25 protein-coding genes are annotated in these 26,850 nt (G+C 42.7%); 4 read left to right on the forward strand and 21 right to left on the reverse strand.

The window, feature by feature from the left end:
• Positions 1-87 precede the first annotated feature (87 nt).
• Complete coding sequence (pepF, locus tag EKM67_RS05115; protein WP_125577922.1) at positions 88-1,893, forward strand: oligoendopeptidase F; 1,806 nt, start codon at positions 88-90, stop codon at positions 1,891-1,893.
• Between the two features lie 206 nt (positions 1,894-2,099).
• On the opposite strand, the gene EKM67_RS05120 is transcribed toward pepF, so the two are convergent.
• The 17 genes from EKM67_RS05120 to EKM67_RS05200 all read right to left on the reverse strand — a co-directional run bounded on the left by EKM67_RS05120 (position 2,100) and on the right by EKM67_RS05200 (position 19,989).
• A complete protein-coding gene (locus tag EKM67_RS05120) occupies positions 2,100-2,888 on the reverse strand; it encodes a metal ABC transporter permease (RefSeq protein WP_125577924.1) in 789 nt (262 codons plus the stop codon).
• Positions 2,889-3,578 carry a metal ABC transporter ATP-binding protein gene (locus tag EKM67_RS05125; RefSeq protein ID WP_164506574.1) on the reverse strand — a complete coding sequence of 230 codons (690 nt, stop codon included), beginning with the start codon at positions 3,576-3,578 and terminating at the stop codon, positions 2,889-2,891.
• Between the two features lie 5 nt (positions 3,579-3,583).
• Positions 3,584-4,486: a metal ABC transporter solute-binding protein, Zn/Mn family gene (locus tag EKM67_RS05130; protein WP_125577928.1), complete on the reverse strand. Its 903-nt coding sequence runs from the start codon at positions 4,484-4,486 to the stop codon at positions 3,584-3,586.
• Positions 4,487-4,655: 169 nt separating this feature from the next.
• Positions 4,656-6,215: a UDP-N-acetylmuramoyl-L-alanyl-D-glutamate--2,6-diaminopimelate ligase gene (locus EKM67_RS05135; RefSeq protein ID WP_125577930.1), complete on the reverse strand. Its 1,560-nt coding sequence runs from the start codon at positions 6,213-6,215 to the stop codon at positions 4,656-4,658.
• A gap of 119 nt (positions 6,216-6,334) precedes the next feature.
• A complete protein-coding gene (locus EKM67_RS05140) occupies positions 6,335-7,621 on the reverse strand; it encodes a serine hydrolase (RefSeq protein WP_125577932.1) in 1,287 nt (428 codons plus the stop codon).
• A 13-nt stretch (positions 7,622-7,634) separates the two neighbouring features.
• Positions 7,635-8,786, reverse strand: a complete 1,152-nt coding sequence (locus EKM67_RS05145; protein WP_125577934.1) for a sensor histidine kinase — start codon at positions 8,784-8,786, stop codon at positions 7,635-7,637.
• Entirely contained in the window at positions 8,786-9,472 is a 687-nt protein-coding gene (locus EKM67_RS05150; protein ID WP_125577936.1) for a response regulator transcription factor, read from the reverse strand. The genes EKM67_RS05145 and EKM67_RS05150 overlap by 1 nt, the downstream gene beginning before the upstream one ends.
• 388 nt (positions 9,473-9,860) lie before the next feature.
• Positions 9,861-11,222, reverse strand: a complete 1,362-nt coding sequence (locus EKM67_RS05155; protein WP_125577938.1) for an Nramp family divalent metal transporter — start codon at positions 11,220-11,222, stop codon at positions 9,861-9,863.
• Positions 11,223-11,426: 204 nt separating this feature from the next.
• Entirely contained in the window at positions 11,427-12,911 is a 1,485-nt protein-coding gene (guaB, locus tag EKM67_RS05160; RefSeq protein WP_125577940.1) for an IMP dehydrogenase, read from the reverse strand.
• Positions 12,912-13,044: 133 nt separating this feature from the next.
• Positions 13,045-13,794, reverse strand: coding sequence for a DUF1129 family protein (locus tag EKM67_RS05165; RefSeq protein WP_125577942.1), 750 nt, complete (start codon positions 13,792-13,794; stop codon positions 13,045-13,047).
• A gap of 28 nt (positions 13,795-13,822) precedes the next feature.
• Complete coding sequence (gene ychF, locus EKM67_RS05170; protein ID WP_125577944.1) at positions 13,823-14,923, reverse strand: redox-regulated ATPase YchF; 1,101 nt, start codon at positions 14,921-14,923, stop codon at positions 13,823-13,825.
• A gap of 52 nt (positions 14,924-14,975) precedes the next feature.
• Positions 14,976-15,218 (reverse strand): DUF951 domain-containing protein, encoded by a 243-nt coding sequence (locus EKM67_RS05175; RefSeq protein WP_125577946.1) that lies wholly within the window; start codon positions 15,216-15,218, stop codon positions 14,976-14,978.
• 41 nt (positions 15,219-15,259) lie between these two features.
• Positions 15,260-16,132, reverse strand: a complete 873-nt coding sequence (locus EKM67_RS05180; protein WP_125577948.1) for a ParB/RepB/Spo0J family partition protein — start codon at positions 16,130-16,132, stop codon at positions 15,260-15,262.
• The gene (locus tag EKM67_RS05185; protein ID WP_125577950.1) at positions 16,119-16,889 is read right to left on the reverse strand and encodes a ParA family protein; all 771 of its coding nucleotides are present in this window, start codon (positions 16,887-16,889) and stop codon (positions 16,119-16,121) included. The genes EKM67_RS05180 and EKM67_RS05185 overlap by 14 nt, the downstream gene beginning before the upstream one ends.
• Positions 16,889-17,821 (reverse strand): ParB/RepB/Spo0J family partition protein, encoded by a 933-nt coding sequence (locus EKM67_RS05190; protein WP_125577952.1) that lies wholly within the window; start codon positions 17,819-17,821, stop codon positions 16,889-16,891. Before EKM67_RS05190 ends, EKM67_RS05185 begins: the two co-directional genes overlap by 1 nt.
• A gap of 12 nt (positions 17,822-17,833) precedes the next feature.
• Positions 17,834-18,574 (reverse strand): 16S rRNA (guanine(527)-N(7))-methyltransferase RsmG, encoded by a 741-nt coding sequence (rsmG, locus tag EKM67_RS05195; protein WP_125577954.1) that lies wholly within the window; start codon positions 18,572-18,574, stop codon positions 17,834-17,836.
• Positions 18,575-18,759: 185 nt separating this feature from the next.
• The gene (locus tag EKM67_RS05200; RefSeq protein ID WP_125577956.1) at positions 18,760-19,989 is read right to left on the reverse strand and encodes an MFS transporter; all 1,230 of its coding nucleotides are present in this window, start codon (positions 19,987-19,989) and stop codon (positions 18,760-18,762) included.
• Positions 19,990-20,512: 523 nt separating this feature from the next.
• Here EKM67_RS05200 and EKM67_RS05205 point away from each other — a divergent pair.
• Complete coding sequence (locus EKM67_RS05205; protein ID WP_125577958.1) at positions 20,513-21,394, forward strand: hypothetical protein; 882 nt, start codon at positions 20,513-20,515, stop codon at positions 21,392-21,394.
• Positions 21,395-21,399: 5 nt separating this feature from the next.
• On the opposite strand, the gene EKM67_RS05210 is transcribed toward EKM67_RS05205, so the two are convergent.
• The 4 genes from EKM67_RS05210 to EKM67_RS05225 form a co-directional block, all read right to left on the reverse strand.
• Positions 21,400-21,759 (reverse strand): helix-turn-helix domain-containing protein, encoded by a 360-nt coding sequence (locus tag EKM67_RS05210; RefSeq protein ID WP_125577960.1) that lies wholly within the window; start codon positions 21,757-21,759, stop codon positions 21,400-21,402.
• A gap of 211 nt (positions 21,760-21,970) precedes the next feature.
• The gene (locus EKM67_RS05215) at positions 21,971-22,615 is read right to left on the reverse strand and encodes a TetR/AcrR family transcriptional regulator (protein WP_125577962.1); all 645 of its coding nucleotides are present in this window, start codon (positions 22,613-22,615) and stop codon (positions 21,971-21,973) included.
• 9 nt (positions 22,616-22,624) lie between these two features.
• Positions 22,625-24,244: an ABC transporter permease gene (locus tag EKM67_RS05220; protein ID WP_125577963.1), complete on the reverse strand. Its 1,620-nt coding sequence runs from the start codon at positions 24,242-24,244 to the stop codon at positions 22,625-22,627.
• A complete protein-coding gene (locus EKM67_RS05225; RefSeq protein ID WP_125577965.1) occupies positions 24,234-25,166 on the reverse strand; it encodes an ABC transporter ATP-binding protein in 933 nt (310 codons plus the stop codon). Before EKM67_RS05225 ends, EKM67_RS05220 begins: the two co-directional genes overlap by 11 nt.
• 202 nt (positions 25,167-25,368) lie before the next feature.
• On the opposite strand from EKM67_RS05225, the gene EKM67_RS05230 reads away from it, so the two are divergent.
• Both EKM67_RS05230 and EKM67_RS05235 read left to right on the forward strand, forming a co-directional pair.
• A complete protein-coding gene (locus EKM67_RS05230) occupies positions 25,369-25,899 on the forward strand; it encodes a CvpA family protein (RefSeq protein WP_125577967.1) in 531 nt (176 codons plus the stop codon).
• 18 nt (positions 25,900-25,917) lie between these two features.
• On the forward strand, positions 25,918-26,739 hold the full coding sequence (locus tag EKM67_RS05235) for a Cof-type HAD-IIB family hydrolase (RefSeq protein ID WP_125577970.1): 822 nt from the start codon (positions 25,918-25,920) through the stop codon (positions 26,737-26,739).
• The last annotated feature ends 111 nt before the right edge of the window (positions 26,740-26,850 follow it).

Consider the following 26,850-nt stretch of genomic DNA (forward strand, 5'->3'; position numbering starts at 1 on the left):
GCGCGCGTAAGTTCCCGTCTACTACTGGTGTTATTCAAGATAAAGCGATAATATTAAAGCATATCATATAGAATAAGGAGCCCAATAATGACTGACGTTAAAACATTACCAACTCGCACTGAGGTCCCTGAAAAACTCACGTGGAATCTGGAACTGATCTATCCCACAGAGCAAGATTGGGAGACCGACTTCCAACAAGTTAAGCAACTCGCAACCCAAATCCAAACTTTCAAAAATAAAATTGGCGACTCAGCTGCACAACTGCTGCAAGCCTTAGATCAAGCTCACGCGATTTTTCGTAAATTAGAGAAAACCTATGTTTACGCCTCGATGAAGAGCGACCAAGATACTAATAATAATCATTTCCAAGGCTTGAATTCACGCGTTAGTTCTTTAGTGGCGAATGTTTCGGCTGACCTTGCTTTCGTCGAACCAGAAGTAATTGCCATCAGCGATGAAAAACTAGCTCAATTCACTGCCGCTGAGCCTAAACTTCAGGACTATTCCCATTATTTAGAAAGTCTGCGTTTAACTAAAGATCACGTTTTAAGCGCTGAATCCGAAGCATTGCTCAATGGTGCCGAAGAAGTTTTCGAATCATCTAGCTTAACCTTCGGCGTTTTGACTAACTCCGATTTAGAATTCCCTTACGTTGAAGATGAAAATGGCCAAACCGTACAATTATCAAATGGTCTTTACGGCGCTCTGATCGAATCAACTGACCGCGACGTTCGTGAAGATGCTTTTAAGGCATTATATAGTGTTTACGATCAATTCCAAAACACTTTGGCTCAAACTTTATCCGGTGAAACCAAACGCCACAACTTTTTAGCTAAGGTTCATCATTATCCTAGTGCCCGCGCCGCTGCAATGGCCAAAGATAATATTCCCGAACAAGTTTATGATACCTTGACGAAGCAAGTCGACCAGCATCTACCGTTATTACACCGTTATGTCAATTTGCGTAAGAAGATCTTAGGTGTTGACGAGTTACACATGTACGACATGTATGTGCCACTAACCGGCGAACCACCTTTGAATTTCACCTTTGATGAAGCCAAAGCCGAGGCTAAAAAAGCACTGGCAATTCTGGGCGACGATTATTTAAGCCACGTCGAAGAAATTTTTGACAACCGTTATATCGACGTTGTAGAGAACAAAGGCAAACGTAGCGGCGCTTATTCTGGTGGTGCCTACGACACGGCTCCTTACGAATTACTCAACTGGCAAGATAGCGTCAATAGTTTATACACCTTGGTTCACGAAACCGGCCACAGCGTTCACAGTTGGTATACGCGCCACAACCAACCTTACCAATATGGTGAATATCCAATTTTCTTAGCCGAGATTGCTTCAACAACTAATGAGAACTTATTAACAGAATATTTGTTAAAAACACAGACTGATCCGAAAGTCCGCGCTTATATCTTGAACTATTATTTAGACGGCTTCAAAGGCACCGTTTATCGTCAGACTCAGTTTTCCGAATTCGAACACTTTATTCATACTGCAGATGCTGAAGGGCAACCTTTAACCGCCGAATCTTTAAGTGATCACTATGGTCGCCTGAACGCACGTTATTACGGCCCAGCCGTTGCGGAAGATCCAGAAATTGCGCTAGAATGGTCACGAATTCCCCACTTCTATTACAATTACTATGTTTATCAGTACGCAACTGGTTTTGCGGCAGCTTCATCCTTATCACAATTGATTACCACAGATCAACCTAACGCGATCGAACATTATTTAGACTACTTGAAATCAGGAAGCTCCGATTACGCCATTGAGATCATGAAGAAGGCCGGTGTCGACATGACCCAGCCTAATTACCTAGAGGCAGCTTTCAACGTCTTTGAGACACGTTTAAATGAGCTAGAGAGCCTGCTAAAATAAAAGCTGCGAAGAAAGATGCTTTGAAATCAGTGGCTAAATCGACAATAGCTCAAATCTTGGTTTTAAGATTTAAGTTATTGTCATTTAGACATTGATTTTAATCTTTTGTAGCGCGATTAAGCTGCGAGTCAACATGGTTTGATATCAGCAGCCAAGACATTATAGCAAAAGAGGTCCGTTCATAATGAACGGACCTCTTTGTGTGCTCATGCTTTTTTTCTGAATAATAAGGCGCCTAGATAAAAGACAACTTCAATCAACGCAATGAAAAATGTTGCCGGCCAATTGGTGATATATGCCAACCAGAGCCCCAGCCAGACACCGATCAAGGCGGTACCCACTGAAATCGTTAGGAGTTGGCGAATATTATGTCCCAGCGTCTTTGCTGTTGCCGCGGGAATTGTCATTAAGATAAAGACTAACATTGACCCCACGATTTGGGCACCGACGCTCACACTGACTGCCAATAAAATCAAAAAAACTAAACTCACGATGTTGGCGGAAACCCCATTTGCACGAGCACCGACCGGATCAAACGAATCGAATAACAGTGGCCGAAAAATCAACCAGACTGTCACTAAAACAACGAGTGAGAGAATCACTAACTGCCACACACCATTTAAACTGATCCCAACAATGCTACCAAATAAAATTTGAGTGGCATAACTCGAGCTTTGATTCGCCAAAGCTAGAAATAAAATCCCCGAACCGATAAATAACGAAGACACCGCACTGATCGTTGATTCACGACGTGCTTTTTCAACTGAGAGTCCACTGATCAGTCCGCTACTCGCTAACGTAAACAATAGCATCCCGATCAGCGGCGAAATCCCCATGAAGGCACCAAAAGCAGCACCAGCAAAGCCAATTTCAGATAACATATGAGTCAGAAAGGAAAGTTGCCGAGCAACGACAAATACCCCAATAATTCCACAAGTTAAAGCAATAAACGTACTCGCGATAAACGCGTGACGCATGAAGTCAAAGGCAAACATTTACTCAGCTCCTTTCAAACTATCTGGATTAATTTGATCACTTGTACCCGTAGAAACTTTTTTATCCTGCAATAATAAATAACGATCGGTATATTTAATCGTCAATTCCAGATCATGACTGACAAAAAGCAATGCCATTTTCTTCTCGGTGACAATTCGATCGACCAATGCCATGATCACCTGTTTAGCATCAACGTCCATACTAGCCGTGGATTCATCCATGATCAATAAATCTGGATCACCTAGTAAAGCTTGCGCTAAATACGCGCGTTGACGTTCACCACCGGATGCTAATGCCAAAGGCCGATGTTTGATCGCCATTAAATTTGTCTGCTCTAAAACATCATTCACGCGTTTTTTCTCAGCATTATTCAGCCAGGGATGCCAATTTTTACCAATATTTAACGCGACAAAACTATTGATCGACAGCGGTGCGTCGGCGTCGATATTCCGAAACTGCGGTACATAACCGACTTTGAGCGGGTGACCGTCAACATCTTGTAATGTGATCTGACCGGAAGTCGGCGAAAGTAAGCCAATGATCAACTTCACTAACGTCGACTTGCCGACCCCGTTATGACCGATCAGACTTACTTTCTCCCCCGCCTGAATTTCAAAATTTAAACGATCAAAAACATCTTTATTCCCAAAATGCATCGATAAATCTTTTACTGTAACAATTGTGGCCATGATCATCACTCCTTTGTGGCAATATTTGCCAGCTGCTCTAGCTGTGACTTCATCCATTTGATATAGGTTTGATTTTCAGGCATAGTTTCTGTAACGGTCACGATCGGAACGCCAGATTTTTTTGCAGCCGCCGTTAATTCCGTGATCAGTGAACTCTCTACTTGCTTATTCACCACTAGGAAAGCCACCTGCCTATTTTTTAATTGGTCCTTCATTTTTTGAAGGTCCGCGGGTTTTGGATCCGCACCTTCTTCAATGTCCTGTGCAAAATCCGGATTGACAATTTTCATATCCAGTTTTACCAACACATCGTTGAAAACAGGCTCGGTCACCATCACCTTATCGCCGGCAAACTGCTCCTTCAATTGTGTTTCTTGCTGCTGTAATTGTTTTAATTGTGCTAAAAATTTTTCGCCATTTTTTTGGAAGGTGGTGCGTTCTTGCGGGCGTAATTCGCTAAACTGTTTCACCAAATAGCGATTCACTTTGATCATCGTGGCAAAATCATACCACAAATGTTCGTTTTCGCCATCAGGTAAATGCCGAACATCTGCAGCAACATCGATCAATTTTGTTGAGTGATCACTACTATCAACTAGTTTTTCAAGCCAAGCATCGTATCCAGCACCGTTCATCACCGCAACATCGGATTTTGCAACTGCCTTGGCATCATTAGTTGTGGGCGTATAATCGTGAGGATCTACGCCACTAGAATTAATGATGCTGGTAACCTGACCTTGATCACCCAGAATATGCTCCGCAATTTCCGCATAAAAATCCAGCGAGCTGACCACTTTGATTTTACCCGTCGGTGATTGCGTTTGTGCTGGCTTGGCATTCGTTCCACATGCAGTTAATATCGTTATTCCAAACACTAATAATAAACCGGCAATAATTTTTCTGTGCATGATGGCAACCTCCTCGAAATAGTAACATTGACTAGTCTACCCAATTAAAAAAATATCGTCAAATGCGCATAGGTACATGTATAACTATCTTCCTTCGCTGAAAATCCTAACGTCAAAAAAAGTTGCGACATTATTTCAACATGTCACAACTCTATTTGTTTTCTTGAGCCTAATTAATTTGTTCGTCTTTTAATTTTTCTGCCACATTGCGAGCAACGACCATATCCGTCGGCCACGGCGTATCGACACCGCGAACTTTCTGATAAGGATCCGTTCCCTTACCCACGAGGACAACCACATCGTCAGGTTTGCTTTCACGAATCGCAGCTTCAATTGCCTTGGAGCGATCAAGCTCAACCGTAACTTCAACTTGGTCCCGATTGATCCCTTCGATAATTTGATCCGCAATTTCTTGTGGGTCTTCAAATCCAGGATCGTCGTTGGTAATATAAACGCGCGGAACTAATTGATTAATTGCCTTGGCAAAACCTTCACGCCGAGAAATTCCCTTATCACCTGGGCTACCAACAACAACGATCAAGCGCGGATCTTCATATTCTTTTTTCAAGAATGATAGAAGTGCCATCATACTCGTATAATTGTGGGCATAGTCAACATAAACACGACCATGTCCAGGAATATCTAATTTTTCCATACGCCCAGGAATCTTCACGTGTGCGATGCCCAAGGCTGTATCTGGATATACTGCTCCAGCAAGTCCAGCACCAATAATCGCCGCAGTCGCGTTGCTCAAATTATAATCGCCAATCAAATCCAGCGCATATTCACCGGAAATCTTTAACTGCTCCGCTTTCAAAGTATGCGTCGTTAACTTGAAGCGACTCTTAGAAAGGTCGGCTTCTTCTTGATGATAACGGAAGTCAATTTCGATTCCCTCTGGCGCTTCAAATTGATCATCCGCAAATAAAAAGATACTGTCTGGATCTGTTGTAATTGTAGCAGCCGCATAAACGTCCGCAAAATAATCAGTCTGTGCGTTAATAACTGTCTTGCGCGAATTAACGAGTAATTGTAGCTTACAGTGTAAATAATCGGCAAAATTAGGATGTTCATTGGGTCCAATATGATCTGGTGAAATGTTCAAAAAGAAGCCAACATCATAAGTTAATCCAAATACTCGGAACTGCTTATAGGCTTGCGAAGAAACCTCCATCACCAAGTCGGTATTGCCATTATCCACGGCTAATCGCATATTACGGAAAAGATCCAGCGATTCAGCAGTCGTCAACTCGGATTTGAAATGATCTTCTGGCTTAGAACCTAGCACCGTATCCACGGTTGAAAACATCGCCGTTTTACCAGCTGTGACGCGGTCTAAAATACCATGCGTAAAATAAGTCGAAGTTGTTTTACCCTTGGTACCCGTGTATGCGATCACAAATAATTCATCTTGTGGATAACCATAAAAAGCCTGTGCTAATAATGCCATCGCCTTGCGAATATTCCGAACGATCAGCGCATGCATGCCATTTCCTTCAGCATACGGCTGCTCAGCAACATAGGCAATTGCGCCATTATCCTTAGCATCTTGTAAATAAATCGGTCTAAATTCATCACTCTTGCAAAAAAACAAAGTCTTAGGTAAAACCTCTTGTACATTATATGCTGCATTTTCAAATCGTTGGGTTAAATTATCCTGAATTGCGCTACTTTTTAAAATATGATGTTCTTTTAAAATTAAAATACATGCTTCTAAAGTTATTGCCATCTTTAAGCCCCTTTTTAAAGTTCAGATCACAATAATCCGTAATGACCATCTGAACTACACCACAAAGCGCAGTTACGTTACCGATCAGCGCTCAACTTGATCTTTTTGATCTACCCTATCTAAAACAAGCCGGTAATTTTACGCCAAGCTTTCTGCCACCAAGATAATTCCTGGACGGCTGTCTTGGCTAAGATCGGTATTGAATCATTTTGTTCTTCGGTTAAGTAACCAGTCCCAATATTTGGTAACTGAATGCTACCTAAATTCGCACCCTTCTTGATTGGGGCGTTTCGCTTAACATCCTCATTATTTAGCTTAAAGGCCAATTGCGACTTCTTAACTGACTTAGGCAATAACATCGTGACCGTTCGTCCGGACACAACGGAAACTTTAGTCTGTTTGCTATTCGAAACTTTAACCGTTGGCAATTGTTTGTTGGCTTGGTTGCGTTGCAAAATTGTAACCTGATGCCAATTCTGATAGATGCCCTCCATCAATGTCTTCGCTGCAGTAAAGCGTTTCTGCTGATCGGCAGCTTGACCATCTGCATTCAAAATCACGGTGATGATCCGGAACCCATTTTTCTTAACGGTGCCGACGAAACAATCACCGGCTAAATCTGAAGTCCCAGTTTTTAAACCATCAACTGCAAAATCGGTACTAGCTGCAGATTCGCCTTTAAGCATCAAATTCCAAGTTGGATACGCCGTTCCGTGAAAATCAATCTTAGTCTGACTTGTAACGTCTAAAATCTCTGGATAATCTTTCAACAAATGTTGCGCAACGGTCGCAATATCACGCGCGCTCATTTCATTTTCATCCGTGGCAGTTGTCCCTGGATAACGTGCATCTCCGAGGAAAGAATTGCTCATTCCACTCGCATTAACGATCTTAGCGTCTTTGATACCCCACTTCAGCAATTGTGCCTTCATGGCGTCGACAAATTTATCTTGGCTACCACTAACTGTATCGGCTAAAGCCATAACGGCTGCATTAGCAGAATAGATCAGACTAGCCTCGTATAATTCTTTAACTGTGTATGATTTAGCTGTTTCAAAAGGAATATTAGATAGTTCCATATTGCGGCTTAATGTCACCACATCAGCAGTTGGCGTAACTTGTTGATTCCACGTTAATTTTCCCTGCTTAACAGCTTGCAAAACTAAATAAATCGATAATAATTTCGTGAGTGAGGCAATTGGCATCGCAGTCTCGCTATTTTTATTAGCTAAAACTTGTCCTGTTTCTACATCCACAGCCATCCCAGCCTTAGCAGCAATAGTTGCTTGTGGCACTTCGATCTTCGTTGCGGCCTGCACCTGTTCAGTTGCGGCAAAACTTGAATAATTCAAAACACTGACTACTAGGATAATAGCTAGAAATAAACGTTGTAACTTTGTTTTCACGATCGTTCCTCCATTAATTCTCTTCTTGATCTGTATTCAGTGGCAAAATAATATTAAAGGCTGTTTCATTTTCCTCGGAAGTGGCATAAATTTCACCATTGTGTAATTTAACAATGCTTCGCGCAATGGCTAGTCCCAAGCCGGAACCGCCTGTTTCAGCGGAACGCGAACCTTCCACCCGATAAAAACGTTCGAAAATATTTTCAAGATCTTTTTGAGGAATTCGGCGACCATCATTGGCGACACTGATCACGACGTCTGTTTTCTCTTGATGGGCACTCAATGTGATCTTAGTTGCCTCGTTACCATACTTAAAAGCATTCACGATCAAATTACTAAACACCCGCACTAACTTGCCAGAATCCGCAGTCATCATAATCGGCCGCTGTACAACATCGACTTCGATCAAGATCTGGTGTTTTTGAGCCTCCAATTCGAAATCGGCAGTCAATTGTTCCAACATTGAAACTAAATCGAAGGTTGTGACCTGTAACTTGGCGTGGGTCTGCTGAACTTTAGTGAATTCGAATAAATCTTCAACGAGCGATTTCATCTGCTTAGTTTTTTCAAAGGCAATATGATTGTATCGTAGAATTTCATCTTGATTCTCATACTGACCATTCTCGATCAGCCCTAAATAACCCATGATCGACGTTAACGGGGTGCGAATATCATGGCTGACATTGGTGATCAGTTCATCTTTACTGGCTTCGATCTTACGTTCTTCAACCATTGAATTAACGGTACTGTCAACCAATGCATTAATACTATCGATCACTTGATTAAGATAACCACTGACTTTCAAGTTCACGCGATGGTCTAAGTGACCACTAGCAATGAAATGAAGTTCATCAATAATATGGCGCATCTGCATTTGGTGGTAACGGCGAATCAAACGCCAATAAACGACAATAATATCAAATATAGCCAAGGCAATGAAAAATATTCTTTGCCAACTCCACAAATGCCAGGGACCGATCGTAACCGCCTGTTTGATCTGATAAATACCATCGATCAAACCTTGATTAGAATTAATGGCCTGATCGATCAGAATAATCACTGCAAAATTGAGCAGCAATAATAGACCGATCGTCACGAGGCCCTCTAAGATCAGTTCCCACTTCTCTCGAGTCTTTAAAACGACGGACTGTGGTTCATTTTTCATTACGCTTCCACCTTATAACCAACGCCCCAAACCGTTTCGATCACTTTTTCGCCGCCAGTTGCTTCTTCGATCTTATCGCGCAAATGGCTGACGTGGACCATAACTGTTTTCGCAGAAACAATGCTCTCTTGTTGCCATACCCGTTCGAAAATCTCGTCGGCGGAAAAGACGCGGTTAGGATGACTCGCCAATAAATAAAGGATCCCAAATTCTAGCGCCGTCAGCTGAATACTAATGTTCGTCAAAGTTGTGACTTCGTGTGAATCCTTATCGATGATCAAAGGACCAACTTCTAAGCGATCTGGTTCATTAGAGGTCATTTGTGCGCTCGCACGCCGCAATAATGATTTCACCCGCGCCATGACTTCAAGCGGATTGAATGGTTTAGACACATAATCGTCGGCACCTGTGATCAGGCCTTGGATCTTGTCCATATCCGTCGTCTTCGCAGAGACCACAATAATCGGAATGTCCGACTCTTTACGAACTTCCTTGATCACGTCAATACCAGACATATTCGGCATCATAATATCCAAGATCATTAAAGCAATCTCAGGACTCGTTGCTAATTTCGTCAACGCCTCTCGCCCAGTCAACGCCGTGATTGGTTCGTAGCCTTCATTTTTAGCATAGATACTCAGTAATTCAACAATTTCTTTATCATCATCAACAATAAGTATTTTCATATCAATCACCTTCTGATAGTTTGCTGCACAAATCGATCAACAATATCGATTGGATATTCATGAATTATCAACTCAGTTTCCAACAGCACGATAAATGCATCTAGTCCAAAAATACCACTCAATCATAAAACTGTCTATACTGGTTAATTGTAACAAATACAAACTTAAATTTCTTTAATAATTCCACATTGATGTGCCGTAATTGACGAAATTTTATAATTTTTAAATTAATAAGACCTCATTTCGACCGAAATTACGTACAAGTCACGAGAAAAATGGCGAACTGCGCTGGTCGCTTGACCTTATTAGGACATAAAAAAACGAACGTTGATCAATCGCGTTCGTTTTCCCAGAATGAAATGATTTAGTTTTTGATGTTGATCCTGAATTAAAGAAATCCTTTGAATGAAGTCCACACGATTTGTAGGTTTAAGATCGTCAGAATAATAGTGATCGCCCACGCGAGAACCGTGATCCAAAGCTTGTTCACAAATCGTTCACCCATAATTTTCTTCGAGCCTGTGAAGATCGTTAAGGGAATGATCGAGAACGGTAGCGCAACTGACAAGAAGACTTGCGAATTGACCAGCAGTAAATCCAGTGCTGATTCCTTGCCGTGGAAAATAATAGCCGCAATTAAAACTGGGATCACAGAAATCAACCGGGTCACCAAACGCCGTGCCCATAAAGGCATCTTCATGTTGATGAAACCTTCCATGACAATTTGCCCAGTCAATGTTCCGGTGATCGTCGAATTCTGACCAGAGGCTAACAAGGCAACTGCAAATAATGTCGATAAAATTGGAGATGCAACCGCACCAGCCATCGTTGGATCTTTCAAAGCGTCATATAAATTGCCGAAAGTTCCTAATCGAGTTGTATCTTTACCGAAGAATAACGCAGCACCAACTAAGAGTAACAAACAATTTACAACAAAAGCTGCCGTTAATTGAAGATTAGAATCCCAAGTCGTATACTTAACTGCTTTTGCCACTTGGTCTTCATCTGCGCGATCGTATTTACGCGTCTGTGAAATCGACGAGTGCAAGAATAAATTATGAGGCATAACTGTCGCACCAACGATCCCTAAAGCCATGTGCAATTCACCTGGTTTTAAAACTTGCTTCGTTGGGATAAAGCCCTTCATCGCTTCCGCCATGTTGGGTTGCGCAATAATGACTTGATAAATAAAGACGGCTAAGATCACTAAGATCAAAGTCACGACAATGGCTTCAATTTTGCGAAAGCCTAACTTGGTTAATAATAATAAAACGAAAACGTCTAAGACAGTCAACGCAACGCCGACTGTCAAAGGAATTCCAAATAATAATTCCAGTGCGATCGCACCACCGATAACTTCGGCGATGTCTGTCGCCATGATTGCCAATTCCGTAATGATCCAAAGCGCAAACCCTAATTTTTTACCTGAATAGATTCGGATCGATTGTGCTAAATCTTTGTGCGTCACAATGCCAAGTTTAGCAGCCATGTATTGTAATAACATCGCAATTAAACTTGAAATTAAGATCACAGACATTAGCAAGTAGCCGTATTGCGCACCACCACCAATGGAGGTTACCCAGTTACCAGGATCCATATAACCGACTGCGACTAATGCGCCGGGTCCAGAAAAAGCGATTAAATTTTTCCAGAAACTACCTCCCTTTGGAATCTCTACTGTGTCATTGATTTCTTGCAAACTAGGTCCATTCGCGTACTCTACTAGTTTGTGATGTTCTTTCTCCGCCATTCAATTCCCGCCCTTTCATCATTTCATCCACGTCTTATTTTACACTTTTGTTAGCAGATGTGAAGAAGATGTTTAGGCATACCAAAATACGTTTAAAAATTATCGATCCTTCTGAATTCGATCAGCGGATATAAAAAGACCGCAGAATTAAGGGCACCATTCTACGGTCCAGTCATTATTTCAATTTAATTTAACAATAGCACGCTAATTACCAATACTGTAATTAGGCGCTTCTTTGGTGATTTGAATATCATGTGGATGTGATTCTTTCAATCCGGCGCCGGTAATTTTAACAAATTGGGCATTGTCTTGTAATGCAGCAATATTGGCTGCCCCTACATAACCCATACCTGAGCGCAAGCCACCTTCCATCTGGTAGAGCACGTCGGCCAAAGCACCGCGATAAGCAACGCGGCCTTCGATACCTTCGGGAACTAACTTATCGGCTTCATTAACACCGGATTGGAAATAACGATCGGATGAACCGTGTGACATTGCAGCCAACGAGCCCATGCCACGATACGTCTTGAAACGACGGCCTTGGAAAATTTCGAATTCGCCGGGAGCTTCATCGGTTCCGGCCAACATACCGCCTAACATGACCGCAGTCCCGCCAGCCGCCAACGCCTTAACAATATCGCCAGAGAATTTGATCCCGCCATCGGCAATAATTGCCTTGCCACGACGACGAGCTTCACCAGCAGCATCATACACGGCAGTAATTTGGGGAACCCCAACACCGGCAACGATCCGCGTTGTACAAATGGAACCAGGTCCAATTCCGACCTTCACAATATCAACACCGGCATCAAAAAGTGCGGCAGTTCCAGAAGCAGTTGCCACGTTACCGGCAATCAGAGTTTTGCCTGGGAAGGCATCACGGATTTCAGCGACCTTGCGCAAAACACCCGCAGAATGTCCGTGAGCGGTGTCAATAATGATTGCATCCGCACCAGCATCGAACAGAGCTTGAGCGCGTTCAAATGTGTCTGAGGTAACGCCAACGGCTGCGGCAGTCAATAGGCGACCGCGAGAATCCTTGGCAGAATTCGGGTACTGCTTAACATTTTCAATATCTTTGATGGTGATCAATCCGCTGAGGCGACCATTATCATCGACGAGTGGTAATTTTTCGATTCGATAACGTTGGAGAATTTTTTCTGCGTCTTGTAAAGATGTCCCTGCCTTTGCAGTCACTAAATCTTTACTCGTCATTGCGCTGCTTACAGGTGCTTGCCAATCCGTGACAAAACGCAAGTCCCGATTAGTGACGATGCCGACTAACTTTAAGCTTTCATCATCCGTTACAACTGGAACGCCGCTGATCCGATAACGCTGCATTAGTTGCTCTGCTTCTTTGATCGGACGTTCTGGCGTGATATAAAACGGATCCGTTATAACGCCGCTTTCGGAACGTTTAACCTTGCGCACTTCATCGGCTTGCTGGGCAATGCTCATGTTTTTATGAATCACGCCTAAACCGCCTTGGCGAGCAATAGCAATGGCCATATTTGCCTCTGTAACTGTGTCCATACTTGCGCTTAAAATGGGAACATTCAAATGTAAATTAGCAGCTAGATCTACCGATAAATCAACATCATGTGGCAACACATGACTTTCGGCAGGAATTAACAACACGTCATCAAAAGTAAGTCCTTCTTTTACAAATTTATGGTCCCAATTACTCATTGATCATAGCCTCCAATTTTTTATTCAGACAGTTCATAATTGTGCTCAATTATATCAGTTAATTCATCAATTAACAGTTATTCGTCTTTGATTTCAAAAAAAGAATGACCATTTTTGATCATTCCATAATTGATTACATTGAACGGCCGGTAATGTGATACTGGCGACGGAATAAATAACGTGCGCCATAAGATGCTGCCGCTAAAACGAGATACCCCCACGCGGGAAGGATCGGATTAATTGTAGGATTGACGAAAGCCGTCAAAGAAATCAGTAGCAAAACACCAACCGTTGCCACGGCGCCTCTACCGATCGTTCCCCAGTTAAACTTATGCTTCGTGTCTTTTTTACGATTGCGAGAAGTCTCCATCGTGTCCGTAAACCAAGTGAGCAGGAACCCAAAGGCCAGCGCCATCACGATCAGACTTAAAATACCAGAAGATTGGGTCGTGGCATTCTTATTGTTAGGAATCAGACCCATCACGCCGAACAAAACGGCCAAAATTACTAAGTACAGGAAACTCATATCGATTGCGCGCATCCAATATTTAACTTTCTTTGGCTTTTCTTTGGCATGGATCATTTGATCAAACTTGAAACTTGGTGAACCGTAAATTTGCGTTGCCGGTTTACCAACACGCTGATTAGAAATAACTTCTGGCAACAATGCATCGATCTTCGCATTTGCGTCAGCGTCGGTGTAACCACCCTCGACGAGTAACTTATGCAGCTTGAAAATATAGTCATCGTTCTTATTACTCAGTTCAGCGTGTAATTGTGCTGCAGACATCGATTCGATCTCTGCCTGGTTTTGTTCCTGCGCAGTGAGCTTTTCTGCCTGTTGTTCCTTCGCTTGCTGATTTCTTTCTTCTGTTGATGCCAATAGTCATTCGCTCCCTCTCAATTGAAAATTAGACGTTAAATCTAAATTCGATAATGTCGCCGTCTTGTACTTGATATTCCTTACCTTCAGAACGCAACCGCCCAGCTTCGCGAGCAGCTTGCATGCTACCGTATTTGTCGAGATCAGCAAAAGAAACCGTCTCGGCACGAATGAAGCCCCGTTCGAAATCAGAATGGATAATTCCGGCAACTTGTGGTGCTTTCATGCCTTTTTTAAACGTCCAAGCACGCGTTTCTGGACCGCCTGCTGTGAAGAAGGTTGCCAAACCTAATAATGAATACGAAGCTCTGATCAAGCGATCCAAACCAGACTCACTGGCACCCTCAGCAGCTAAGAAATCAGCCTTGTCGTTATCGTCCAACTCTGCGATTTCTTCTTCTGTCTTCGCGGAGATCCCGATCGCTTCAGCATTTTCTTTCTCAGCATAATCACGAACGATTTGATAATATGGATCCGCATCTGGATCACCCATAGAATCTTCGGCAATATTAGCCACATACAGAACGGGTTTAGCCGTTAATAGGAAGAACCCTTTAACAATTTTTTGTTCGTCCTCATCGAATTCGATCGAGCGAACGGATTCGCCACTTTCCAAAACTGGCTTGATTTTTTTCAAAACGGCAAACTCAGCTAGCGCTTCTTTATCCTTCGTGCGCGCGATCTTCTCGACACGATCATAACGCTTATTAACACTGTCTAAATCGGCCAAGATCAATTCTAAATTGATCGTTTCAATATCATCGAGTGGATCAACTTTGCCGGTAACTGTGGTGATATTATCATCATCAAAAGCACGAACAACATGAACGATGGCATCCACTTGGCGAATATTCTCCAAGAATTTATTGCCTAAACCTTCACCTTTGCTCGCACCCTTGACGATGCCGGCAATATCAGTAAATTCGAAAGTGGTATGCACAATTTTTTTCGCAGGAATGACTTCATCGATTCGCGCCAAACGTGCATCTGGAACTTCAACCATCCCCACATTTGGGTCGATCGTTGCAAAGGGATAATTCGCCATTTCGGCGCCTGCTTTAGTGATTGCGTTAAATAAAGTGGACTTACCAACATTAGGTAAACCAACAATACCAGCTGTTAATGACATGATAAACTTCCTTTTTATTTATTTTCAAGCATGGACAAAATGTGAGACTACATTAGCGCGGTTTTTTAATTTGATCCACTGTTAAGTATTCTTTTTCTAAAGCCGGATCAACTTCGGCGGCTTTCTGTAATTCCTTCTTCATTTTCTTCGTAAAGTCACGTCTTGTCAACATCACTAGGTGGCCGCAACCCATGCACTTAATTTTAATATCAGCGCCAAGCCGGACGACTTCCCAGCGATTCTCCCCACAAGCATGAGGCTTCTTCATCTGTACTAAATCACCAAGTTCAAACATTGCTTGCTGGCCTCCTCTTGTATGTTGTGAGCACAATTATTCTAGTCGATTTTAATATCTAGGACATCCAATAACCGGTTCAAATCTTTCACTGACGTGTATTTAATTTCAATTTTACCGGCGCCTCGTTTATTCGCGCTGATTTTAACTTTCGTCGCTAATTTATCGACCAATGCGTTTTCTGTCGCCTTGATATAAGGTGATTTCGCTGGTTGTTTAGCTTTCACCGTAGCTTTATCGGCATTCATTTGTAAAACAAACTGTTCGAGCTGTCGCACCGTTAAGCCATCTTTAATCGCTTTTTCAGCAACGGTGTCGATCTCTGCTTTATTTTTCAAACTAAGCAATGTCCTGGCCTGCGCCATTGAAAGCTTACCTGTTTGTAAATATTCTTTGGTAACATCGGGTAATGTCAGTAAGCGTAAGTAATTAGCAATATACGGGCGACTTTTACCAATTCGCTCCGAAACTTCTTCTTGCGTCAGACTCAACTTTTGAATCAACGTTTGGTACGCCTCTGCCTCTTCTAACGGCGTTAAATCCTCACGTTGCAAATTTTCAAGAACGGCGATTTCCATCATTTGTTGTTCATCGATTTGACGAACGATCGCTGGAATTGTTTCTTTACCAGCAATCTTACTGGCACGGAAACGACGCTCGCCAGCAATGATTTCATAGCCATTCAAACTTTTACGCACCATGATCGGTTGGAAAACACCGCTTTGACGAATCGAATCCGCTAATTCTTGCAATGCAGCATCATCGAAAGTTTTTCGAGGCTGATAAGGGTTAGGGCGAATGTCAGCTAATGATAATTCTTCAACAACTTCCTTGTCTGTATTAACAGATTCAAAGTCGGAAAAAATTGCATCGATTCCTCTGCCTAGTCCTTTTGAATTCTTATTTGTCGCCATTAGCAGCCATAACCTCCTTTGCTAAAGCTTGGTAAACTTCCGCGCCACGAGATTTACGATCATAATCGATGATCGATAATCCGTAACTTGGCGCCTCTGCCAAACGTGTGATGCGTGGAATAACCGTCTGGTAAACGCGATCGCGAAATGTCTTGCGCACTTCTTCGATGACTTCTGCACCAAGGTTAGTGCGCGCATCATACATGGTCAAAAGCACACCCTCAATACTCAACTCCGGGTTGAAATGCTTCTGAACGAGACGGACGGTGTTCAGCAACTGGCTCAAACCTTCCAATGCATAGTATTCACTCTGAACCGGAATGATAATCGAATCGCTAGCCGTAAAAGCATTGATCGACAGCTGTCCTAAGGATGGTGGGCAATCGATCAAGACATAATCATACTGAGCTTTAACGCCAGCCAATCCTTTGAGTAGCCGTTGTTCGCGAGCCGTCTGCGTGGTCAATTCGATTTCAGCACCGGCCAATTGAATCGTCGCGGGTACAACATCAAGGTGCACACGCTTCGTGTGATAAATGGCCGACTTCATTGGCAACTGATTGATCAAGACATCGTAGACATCTTTTGAAACATCGGATTTTTTTATGCCCAATCCACTAGTTGCGTTGCCTTGGGGGTCGCTGTCAACAATTAAGACGCGTTTACCGGCTTCATTCAAGCACGCAGCGAGATTGATCGTCGTGGTCGTTTTGCCAACGCCACCTTTTTGATTTGCAATTGAAATTACCTTGACCATTAGTTTTCCTCTTCATTCTCTGCGGAGTTAGCAACAGAAACTTCAATTGTGATCGTGTAGTGATCAGCCGTTGCTTTTTCGGTGAACTGTACCTGATTACCTGCAGACTGGATTTGTTTTAATGACTGTTTAATTTTTTTTGCAGCGTTGGTTAATCGGTGTGCGCCTGTCCCGTTTTGTGGATCGTCCTTTGCAGCAGGCTGCGCGGAATTAGCCGTCCCAGTTTTCTCCTGCGTTGTTGGCTTTGCAGTCTGAGTCGCATCCGGGGCACTTAATTGGGCAATCAATTGGTCGGTTTGGCCAACCGTGAGATGGTCTGCTAAAATCTGTTTCAAGACAATGGCTTGCGTGATCGCGTCGAGTTTCAAAAGTGCGCGCCCATGTCTGGGTGTGATCTGACCATTCACGATGGCTTGTTGCGCTTCTGCGGGTAACTTGAGTAGACGTAATTGATTAGCTAAATAAGATTGGCTTTTCCCTAAACGTTGCGCCAACTGGGCTTGGGTGCCATGGGTCGTGTCCAATAAGCTTTGATAAGCAGCGGCTTCGTCGATCGGGTTTAAATCTTCACGCTGTAAATTCTCGATCACTGCCATTTCCGCAGATTCCTGATCGGTCATTTGTTTCACAATAGCCGAAATTTCTGCCCAGCCTAGCGACTGCACTGCGCGATAGCGACGTTCACCGGCAATGATTTCATAATGATCCGGTGCGTATTCACGCAAAATAATCGGTTGCAAGAGGCCATGTGCCGCGATCGTCTGTGCTAACTCGTTAATAGATCCGGCTGTGAATTGTTTACGCGGCTGAAATCGATTGGGAACAATCTGTAAAATCGAAATTTGCCGAATATTTTTTTTCGACTGATCTGCATTTTCCAATTCATCAGGATCAGATTGATTCGTTTCTTTTTTTTGATTGAAGAAAGCCATCTTGTTCCTCCTTTACTTCAATTCATCACCAAGCAATGGTGCCTTGGTGATCGTACCTGGTTTACGCGGATAAGTTTTAGGTGTTTCTTTCGTTTTTTGAACAATGATGATGACGCGTTTATCCTTTGTTTCTGGCAAGGTCAATTCAATCGACTTAACTAATTTGCCACCGAGAACGTGAAAAGCATGCTCAGACTGTTGTAATTCCTCAACGCCCTTGCTACCCTTCATCGCCACGAAATAGCCGCCTTTTTGAACGAGTGGCAAACATAACTCTGCTAGAACCGGCAAGCTGGCAACCGCACGGGCTGTAACGACGTTATAACTCTGACGATGTGGCGAGCGTTTACTGCCAAAGTCTTCGGCGCGCTCGTGATAAAAAGCGACCCCTTGTAAATCGAGTTGTGTTGCCAACTCTTGCAAGAAATTGATGCGCTTATTTAATGAATCAACAATGCTGACTTCGAGTTGCGGAAACACAATTTTATTCGGGATCGATGGGAAGCCGGCGCCCGCACCAACATCCAATAACGACAAAGACGCCGTTTGTAACTCTGGCAAAGCAAACGCCAGGGTCAACGAATCGTAGAAGTGCTTTAAATAAACGTCACCTTCAGTGGTGATCGCCGTCAAATTAACCACTTTATTGGTCTCGACTAATAAATGATAATAGTTATCAAATTGTTGTTTTTGTGTTGCCGTTAAGATGATCCCTTGAGTTTCTAACTGTTGAAAAAATTGATCTGGTGACATTTTACCCCTCACGTTCTTCGTGAAACAACCTTTTGTTTCACACACTGCTTTTACTTTAACTAAAAATCGACCTATTTGCAACCTCATAACGCGTTATATCACGGTAAATTTTCCGTAAACTGAATTATTTGCAGGATTAAAAAATGCAGCCACCAAAAACGTAGCTGCATAACAGATCAACTTGATTATTTTCGATACTTTTGTAGTTCCTCTTGGCGATATTTTTTCATTGAACTGAGGAAGAGAAACCCAACGACAATGTTCAAAATACCTGTGCCTAGAAAAATCCATTTAATATTGATCAAGTCGGCTAAAGGACCGAATAATAGTGTTCCGATCGGCGTTGTCGCACCGACAAAAATTCCGAACACGGAGAAAACACGTCCCATATAATCGGGCTCAACGTTTTCCTGGATCAATGTGGTATCTGCAGTTGGCAGAAGTGGGAAAACCAGACCACCAACGGCCATGATCACACAGTACCACCAAATCGACGGTGCAAATCCGATCACGCCGAAAACCACCCCGCAGACAACCATGACTAAAGCAATCGCACCCACTTTATCCTTGATTACTTTTCTAGTGGCAACCAAAACACCACCGACTACCGAACCGATCGACCATGCCACTTCAGACCAGGTCAGGAAGGCCACATTGTTCCCGTACGCGCGTTCAACGAAGACTGGTGACAGAACACTGGCTGGTGCTAACAAGATGAAGAAGGCCCCATAGGCGATCATTAAACCGATGATCAATGGACGAGCGCGTACATAACGCAAACCCGCAGCCATTTCTTGAAAAACACCCGTTTGCTCGACTCGATGTTCGCGTGGCGCCAATTTAATCAAGCCCGTCATTGAAATCCCAATGATCGCCGTGACCACATCTAATGCGAAAGCAAAACGTAAATCAAAGTTTGCTAGAATGACACCACCCATTGCTGGTGCCATTAATTGAGAAAACGAACTAAGCGTATTATAGATTCCGTTGATCCGGCTTAAATTATTTTGCGGAACGATATCGGCGATCATGGCGTTGACCGATGGCGATTGAATACCGTTACCCGCGGAACGCACCGCTAACAGAATTAATAACAACCATAACTGATCAAATCCCAGCGAAAATAAAATGGCCATTGTCAAGGTTGCGATGGCAATACCAGAATCGGCGATCATCGCTAGATATTTTCGACTATAACGATCCGCCCAAACGCCAGCCCACAGTGAAATAATAACTGAAGGAACGGTGGTTGCTAAGGTCGCATAAGTGACCCACATGCCGGAACCCGTTTGCAAAGTAATGTACCAGACAACTGCAAAGCCACTAACCAACGACCCGAAGATTGAAATCGTTTGGCTAGACAATAGCAGCGTGATCCAACGCTGCCAATTTTCATATTTTTTTAAATTTTCCATTTAATATTCCTAACTATTTTTAATTGATCATCACTATTCGTGACAGTTTCTACCACCCTTAGCATCTGTAGCCTAAGCTGAACTAATGCCACAAAAATATAAGGTATCGTTAAAGTTCACCGGCAATAAAGCTATTAAGCTACAAAAAAAGACTAGACCTGTTTAAGGTATAGCCTACATTATCTAGTATTTAGCTAAAAACTAGTAAAGTACCCACTCGATGGGAAAGCCATGCCTTAAGTTAATATCGCTCTGATTCATTGGTTGCTTTAAAAATTCAGTAGCTGACATGGCTTTCCCTTCTTTCAACGTATTTAATCTTGTTATAAAATAACATGTCTAGGTCAATATGACAAGCTTTATCTGAATTATTCGCAAATTGAACAAGCGCGATGCTTAAAGCGTTCTGCTAAATTGAAAAAAGATTACAAAAACATCGAATTTTTAGGGAACGTACGTTCTAATTGCGGTGACTTTGTGTTATGGTTAAGCTAAGAGTGATAAATATTTCGGAGGTCATTAAATGGATACGCCTTCAAAGCAAGAAGCTCGAATTGGACAATTATTAAATGAGCTGAGCATTTATTTCGAACGGGAAAAAGTTTTCCCAGAATTAAAAAGCCAACAAGGCGCACATCTGCCCGTTGACTTTGCACTATGTATCGATGACTTTCTAGCGATTATTGAGTATAACGGCGCGCAACATTATCAGCCCATCAATAAAACCCCAGAAGCCGTCGACGCTTGGAAACGCCTGAACACAAATGGGAACAGTCGTCTGAATTTTACCAAGAAATATGATATTCCTTATTTAGTGATTCATTATTTAGACCACACTAAACTTCCAGAGATCATTAAGAAATTTGTTAATGACATTCAGCAGCATTCCCAACAACAAAAAATAAAATACACCAAGAATACGAAAGGCTATTTCGGTAGCTATCCGTATCGAAAATTTGAAGCGACTGAAGTCCTGTCCCAGAAGCCGTCGACCAATCCACTTGAACTGACCAAGAATTCACAGCTTGGTTTTGTTAAACTCGGTCAAGATACGATTCTGTGGACACAGAGCGGTCTTGATAAGTTACGGGCACAGATCGATCAGTCCCAACAAACCATCAAAAAATACGAAGCTGTAACGGCGAAACTGATCATGAATATTTCCGATTTAGAGCAACAACTTGAACAATATCAATGGCCAGCGACGGCTGAGAGCATCCCTGATTTTACGGCTAAATTCCGTAAAAGTGATGCGCCCAAGAGTCCACTGACCACTGAAGCAAAAATATATATTCATTTGCTCGCTTCCAGTTATCATTTGACCGGTCACGAAATCAAACGCAAGTTAGCTAATGAATATCAACAGACGATTAGTCTAACCACAATCGAAAAATATATCCATTAGTTATTTTAACGAAAACTCGATACGATCGTTGGAATAAACCAGCTCAACCAGCCACCAATCGCAAGAAGTAGCCACCAATATTTAGCTACGAATTCCCAGCCATTCATCGGCCGTTTAGTTGACGACGTTTGTTGCTCAGCTCCTTCAGCAGGATGACTTTCTTTTGCAAGCACCAGATAATCTAAATCAACATCCAACAAGTCACTTAATTGAACCAAGTTGTTCACATCGGGTGTCGCTTCGCCACTTTCCCAGCGCGAAACGGCCTGTCGTGAAATAAATAATTCTGTGGCAATGTTTTCCTGAGATAATCCTTTTTCTGATCTGATTTTCTTGAGTTGTTGTGCAAATACAATGTTAGCCATTTAAATCACTCCTTCTCGATAGCCCCCTGAGAACCTACCTTTATTATGCTGAGTTCTCCGCGGGATAGCTAGCATAAAATCCGAACATCGCGCAATTAGCAACTGCTATTTGCGCAACTTATAATTGCAACATTGATAAATCAACGCTTAAATTTCACGATCATGAAAATAACCTTCAGATTTGAGGCCGTCAAATCTGAAGGTTATTTAACTAATCTGCCGAAAATCCGTGCTCAAAAATCTCTAAATAACGGGTCAACGTGCCGATCAAATCATCCATATCCTCAATATTGTTCATATCGGGATGTGCCGCTAAATATTGTTGGATCTTAACCGAGTAGCTGCCTTGAATCAGGTTTAACATTTCATAGACATCTTCACGACGGACACCAGGCTTCAACTTGATCCGCGCCAAGACTGGCCCAGTAATTTCATTTTGCAGCGCGGCATTATCAATTAAATTATCTTTGACGTAATGGCGTGCTTCTTCTGGCAATTGATTGCTACGAACGTAAGCGTCCAATAAGACTTTAAATTCTTTTTGAAATTTCAATTGCAGTTTAATTTTATATTGGGTGGCATTGATGATCATGGCGACAAGATCCTCTGAATTCTGCCAAACATGCAGGTCAGCAACGCTCATCACGCGTTCCGTCGCTTCTTTAAGCACGGTCAAATACAACTGTGATTTGCTCTCGTAATATTTAAAAACCAAGCCTTTAGAAACATCGGCATTGTCTGCAATGTCTTCAACTCGCGTTTTGTGATAGCCATTGGCCGCAAATTCGGTCATAGCTTCGTCAATGATCCGCATTTCTTTTTGGGGATCGCGTGCCAATCTCGTTACTTTTCTCATGTGCTCATCCTAATTCATGATTTGATCACGGCGTTGAAATCCGCTTGCCGCAACAACCAATAATACAACAGCTACGACCAACAAGCCAAGTAAAACAGTGCCGTCGATTTCTTTCACCGGAATATCCCGCATCCAGCCATAAGGTACCAACTCCACCATCCAGTCCTTAAGTTTGAAGATGCTGCGGAAATACATCACCACAAACGCCACGCCCGTATAAATCATGGCTATACTTTTCAGCTTGGGTGCAAAAGCAATCACAACAGCTGCTAGTGCAATCATAACGGCGATCGTAACGCTGTAACCCGCAAATAACCGAGTGAAATATTTAAGGGCTAGTGGATGATTACCCATCACCGCAATATTACCTGCATATAAACCACCGATCCCAGCCGCAAACGCCATCAGCGCATTGACCAATGCATAGCCAACATATGTCCAAAAAATACGTACGCGACTCACAGGTTTTGCTAGGAACTGTTCTAAATAGCCTTTCTTCGCATCGCCATCCAACTTGTTGACTAGCACAATTCCCCGAACGGTCCCGATCAGCACAAACACAACAGAAAGTGTTGATAGGAATTGAAGCAGCAATGCATCACTGGCCTTATTTTTCATCGCGTCGCTAAACATTTGTTCCATAAATTTATTGGACTTCAGAACGTCAGTGATACTGTTAAAAATCGACCCATACATCAGTCCCATGATAATGGCGCCGAAGAACCAAGACCAAAATCCCTTGGCATCCACTTTGATCAGCGTTGTCAGTGGTCCTCTTAAGAAACGGCTCGTCGCTTTTCCAGCACGGGTTGCAATCAGACCAGCGCCGACGTCCCGCCGAGCACTTAGAAATATCGCAGCGCCCAAAATCACAATGATTGCCAAGATGATATAAACCACTGGCAGCCAATTATTGTCGTAATATACCGCACCGCGTTCGATCCAACCCAGTGGTGACCACCAGTTATAGTCAGGATTTTGTACGTCGATCATCATGCGAACTAAATACGAAAGGCCTAATAATCCGATGGTATAAGTTGACGCCGTACGCGCTTCGGCAGTCACTTGCGCGGTCAGAATTCCGCTAGTGCCAAATAATAATCCCACGCCAGATAAAAGTGCAGCAGTCAGCCAGTTACCATTCGTGTTGCTGCCGGTCATATTAGCTAGTTGTAATCCAACACCCAATAAGACAAACATGACGAGATTAAACACCACAGATTCTAGAAACGCAGCCATCAAAGTGGCCTGACGACCAACACCTTTTGCTTGAACCAGTTCAGTCAGTCCTTGCTCCTCATCACCACGCGTGACGTTAACCGACAACAGTAAACTGGCCAAGGCATAAAACAAACCCATAAACACAAGCATTTCACTTGAAAACAAAATAGCCTCAGTCATCTTCACATTTGCTGGCACATAACCTAGAACGGCGATCATTGCAGGCGAACGCAAAGTAACCATTAAGGCGTTAACCGAGCTTTGACTCGAATAGATCACGCCAATCTTTGAAGCATAACCGATCATTAAGCCAATGATAACGACGATCCACGTCAGCATCTTAAACCGATCACGTTTCAAATTGATTCTCAACAAACGTCCAGATTGAGCAAACAAATTATTGAACATGTTTATTCACCTCTGGTTCGACGTCCGTATCGCCGTAATAACGCATGAATAAATCTTCTAGTGTTGGTGGCGCGACCTGAATATTGGTGATCCCCTTATCCGTTAGCACTTGCATAACAGCCTGCAATGCATCAGAATCAACCGAAAACTCAGCTTTGTTTTTAGAATCATCAATTAATTTAAATTGATGCACACCAGATAAATCCTTGAGAGTTGAAAGCTCGCCAGTCGAACTCACATTGACATTGGTGCGCGTCAGATGACGCATTTCGTCTAACGAACCCGATTCAATAATGGTGCCTTGGCGAATGATTGCGATCGTGTCGCCCATTTTTTCAACTTCTGACAAAATATGGCTGGATAATAAAATCGCTTTGCCTTCATCCTTCAAACGCACCACTTCCGCTTGAAAAATGATTTCGTTCAATGGATCCAACCCAGAAGTTGGCTCATCAAAAATATAAAAATCCACATCGCAAGATAACGCGGCGATCAACGCGATTTTTTGACGGTTACCTTTTGAATAGGTCTGATTTTTCTTCGTCGGGTCCAATTCAAATTTCTTGATCAACTCATCCGTTTTAGCGCTGTGTTGCTGCTTACTCATCTTCAGTAATAGGTCGATCGTTTGGCCACCGGTAAAATTCGGCCACAAATAAACGTCACCAGGTACATATGCCAGTCGTTGATGAATTTGAACGGCCTGTGACCAAGCATCCTCGCCGAAAACTTTAACGACACCACCGTCTGCTTTTAGCATGCCCAATATAGTTCGGATCGTTGTTGATTTACCCGCGCCATTGGGTCCGATAAATCCAACGACCTCACCTTGACGTACTTGTAAATTAATATCTTTTAACGCTTGGAACTTGCCAAATTTCTTTTGTAAATGTTGAACGTCTAATACGATTTGATCAGCCATAGTTAGCCTCTCCCCTTCAAAATAAAAGCCCATCACTTTTAATGACAAGGGCGATTATATTCTTTGGTGACTGAAAGGTCAATGACTTTTCAGTCATTTATTTTTCGCAAACCTTTTTATTTTCAAAAATAAGTCTCAAGCTCGATTACATTCGTCGGATTCCCTGTTAAACTAGTATTATCAAATAAGGAAAGTGAAGCCCATGATTTTATCAATTGTTATCGTTATTTTGCTCCTTGCCGCAATTCATCGCGGTTATCGTCGCGGACTGATCAAGGAATTGCTTTACACCGTCGGAACACTATTTGTTTTCCTGCTTGGTTTATTTTATGATTCCAAATTAGGTGACGCTTTATTAACGCTGACCAAACAAGGTGATCCTTCTGATCCATTCGCGCATTTTGTGGCGCAAACAATTGCCTTCTGGCTAATTATGTTTGTGGGTCATCTGATCATACGCTGGCTTGGTCGGCTTTCTCGTGCGGTCACTTGGATACCCGTGATCAAACAAGCAAACGGTCTGGCTGGTGCGATCATCGCGGTTGTGATCATGTACTTAGGCATCTTCCTGGCGTTGTCGATCTTAAATGTGATCGAGCCCAGCTGGTTTGTTAGCCAATATACATCTTCACCAGTCGCAGAATTTATGATCGAAAAGACCCCGATCGTCAGCCAAAATGTCATCAATTGGCTTTTCCAGACTAAGACCCAAAGTTTCACCGCACTACTATAAATTTAGCATGAGGTAAAAATGTATAAACTAATTGTCAGTGATCTCGACGAAAGCCTGCTTAATGATCACGGTGAAATTTCGGAAGCAGACGTTCAAACGATTCGCCAATTAACGGCGATGGGCGTCAAATTCGTTCCGAACAGTGGGCGCGGATTTGCGTCTATGCGAAGTTTGCTTGAAAAAATCGGAACCTATGGGCAACCGAATCAATATGTTGTTTCTTACAATGGCGGTGTGATCGTTGATAATGAACACTACAATGTTTTAGTCAACCATTATTTAGATCATCAAGTGGCAGATCAACTTTACCAGTTGGCACGGCTTGAACCACAATTGGGAATTCATGTGTACACTTTAAATGCGGTCTACGTCACCAACATTAATGCAGACGAACGCGCTTATATTCAGTCGCGCAAAGTTATTCCTCGCGAACTCAACGATCCAACACTCGCAAGATTTAAAAACATCCCGATCGTCAAGATCATTATGGAAAATCTTGATCAACAAGTATTGACCGACTTTCGTCAAAAAGCGATTGAAAAAGTATCGGCACCCATGACGATCGCCTACTCATCATCTCGCTACGTTGAATTCAATCCACCAACAGTTGATAAAGGTCGCGCAACGATTGAGTTAGGCGCGCGATTAGGCATCGAAACGGACGAAATTATCGCACTTGGTGACAATTTTAACGACTTGCCGATGATTAAGGCAGCCGGAATGGGCGTCAGCGTTGAAAATGGCATTGCTGAAGTAAAACAGGCGGCCAATTTAGTCTTGGATGCGAACAACAATCAAAGTCCCATCACCGAACTTTATCAACGTTTATTTGCACACTGATCACTGATTTTTCTTCTAAAATCTAGTCCTTCATTATTGAAGCGATGCGATAATCCCTTTATGGTTGTCAGATGAAATACAATAATTCATCTAACAACTATGGAGGGATTT

Origin of the sequence: Lapidilactobacillus mulanensis, from assembly GCF_003946215.1 — a bacterium.
GTDB lineage: Bacteria > Bacillota > Bacilli > Lactobacillales > Lactobacillaceae > Lapidilactobacillus > Lapidilactobacillus mulanensis.

Excerpts from the sequence above, each read along its gene's own strand:
- EKM67_RS05180 (WP_125577948.1), bottom strand. The coding sequence starts at position 16,132 with ATGGCGACAAATAAGAATTCAAAAGGACTAGGCAGAGGAATCGATGCA.
- EKM67_RS05205 (WP_125577958.1), top strand. The coding sequence starts at position 20,513 with ATGGATACGCCTTCAAAGCAAGAAGCTCGAATTGGACAATTATTAAAT.
- rsmG (WP_125577954.1), bottom strand. The coding sequence starts at position 18,574 with ATGTCACCAGATCAATTTTTTCAACAGTTAGAAACTCAAGGGATCATC.
- EKM67_RS05145 (WP_125577934.1), bottom strand. The coding sequence starts at position 8,786 with ATGAAAAATGAACCACAGTCCGTCGTTTTAAAGACTCGAGAGAAGTGG.
- EKM67_RS05150 (WP_125577936.1), bottom strand. The coding sequence starts at position 9,472 with ATGAAAATACTTATTGTTGATGATGATAAAGAAATTGTTGAATTACTG.
- EKM67_RS05220 (WP_125577963.1), bottom strand. The coding sequence starts at position 24,244 with ATGTTCAATAATTTGTTTGCTCAATCTGGACGTTTGTTGAGAATCAAT.
- EKM67_RS05155 (WP_125577938.1), bottom strand. The coding sequence starts at position 11,222 with ATGGCGGAGAAAGAACATCACAAACTAGTAGAGTACGCGAATGGACCT.
- EKM67_RS05185 (WP_125577950.1), bottom strand. The coding sequence starts at position 16,889 with ATGGTCAAGGTAATTTCAATTGCAAATCAAAAAGGTGGCGTTGGCAAA.
- EKM67_RS05235 (WP_125577970.1), top strand. The coding sequence starts at position 25,918 with ATGTATAAACTAATTGTCAGTGATCTCGACGAAAGCCTGCTTAATGAT.
- EKM67_RS05230 (WP_125577967.1), top strand. The coding sequence starts at position 25,369 with ATGATTTTATCAATTGTTATCGTTATTTTGCTCCTTGCCGCAATTCAT.
- EKM67_RS05215 (WP_125577962.1), bottom strand. The coding sequence starts at position 22,615 with ATGAGAAAAGTAACGAGATTGGCACGCGATCCCCAAAAAGAAATGCGG.
- ychF (WP_125577944.1), bottom strand. The coding sequence starts at position 14,923 with ATGTCATTAACAGCTGGTATTGTTGGTTTACCTAATGTTGGTAAGTCC.
- pepF (WP_125577922.1), top strand. The coding sequence starts at position 88 with ATGACTGACGTTAAAACATTACCAACTCGCACTGAGGTCCCTGAAAAA.
- EKM67_RS05175 (WP_125577946.1), bottom strand. The coding sequence starts at position 15,218 with ATGTTTGAACTTGGTGATTTAGTACAGATGAAGAAGCCTCATGCTTGT.
- guaB (WP_125577940.1), bottom strand. The coding sequence starts at position 12,911 with ATGAGTAATTGGGACCATAAATTTGTAAAAGAAGGACTTACTTTTGAT.
- EKM67_RS05130 (WP_125577928.1), bottom strand. The coding sequence starts at position 4,486 with ATGCACAGAAAAATTATTGCCGGTTTATTATTAGTGTTTGGAATAACG.
- EKM67_RS05120 (WP_125577924.1), bottom strand. The coding sequence starts at position 2,888 with ATGTTTGCCTTTGACTTCATGCGTCACGCGTTTATCGCGAGTACGTTT.
- EKM67_RS05125 (WP_164506574.1), bottom strand. The coding sequence starts at position 3,578 with ATGGCCACAATTGTTACAGTAAAAGATTTATCGATGCATTTTGGGAAT.
- EKM67_RS05135 (WP_125577930.1), bottom strand. The coding sequence starts at position 6,215 with ATGGCAATAACTTTAGAAGCATGTATTTTAATTTTAAAAGAACATCAT.
- EKM67_RS05190 (WP_125577952.1), bottom strand. The coding sequence starts at position 17,821 with ATGGCTTTCTTCAATCAAAAAAAAGAAACGAATCAATCTGATCCTGAT.
- EKM67_RS05210 (WP_125577960.1), bottom strand. The coding sequence starts at position 21,759 with ATGGCTAACATTGTATTTGCACAACAACTCAAGAAAATCAGATCAGAA.
- EKM67_RS05225 (WP_125577965.1), bottom strand. The coding sequence starts at position 25,166 with ATGGCTGATCAAATCGTATTAGACGTTCAACATTTACAAAAGAAATTT.
- EKM67_RS05200 (WP_125577956.1), bottom strand. The coding sequence starts at position 19,989 with ATGGAAAATTTAAAAAAATATGAAAATTGGCAGCGTTGGATCACGCTG.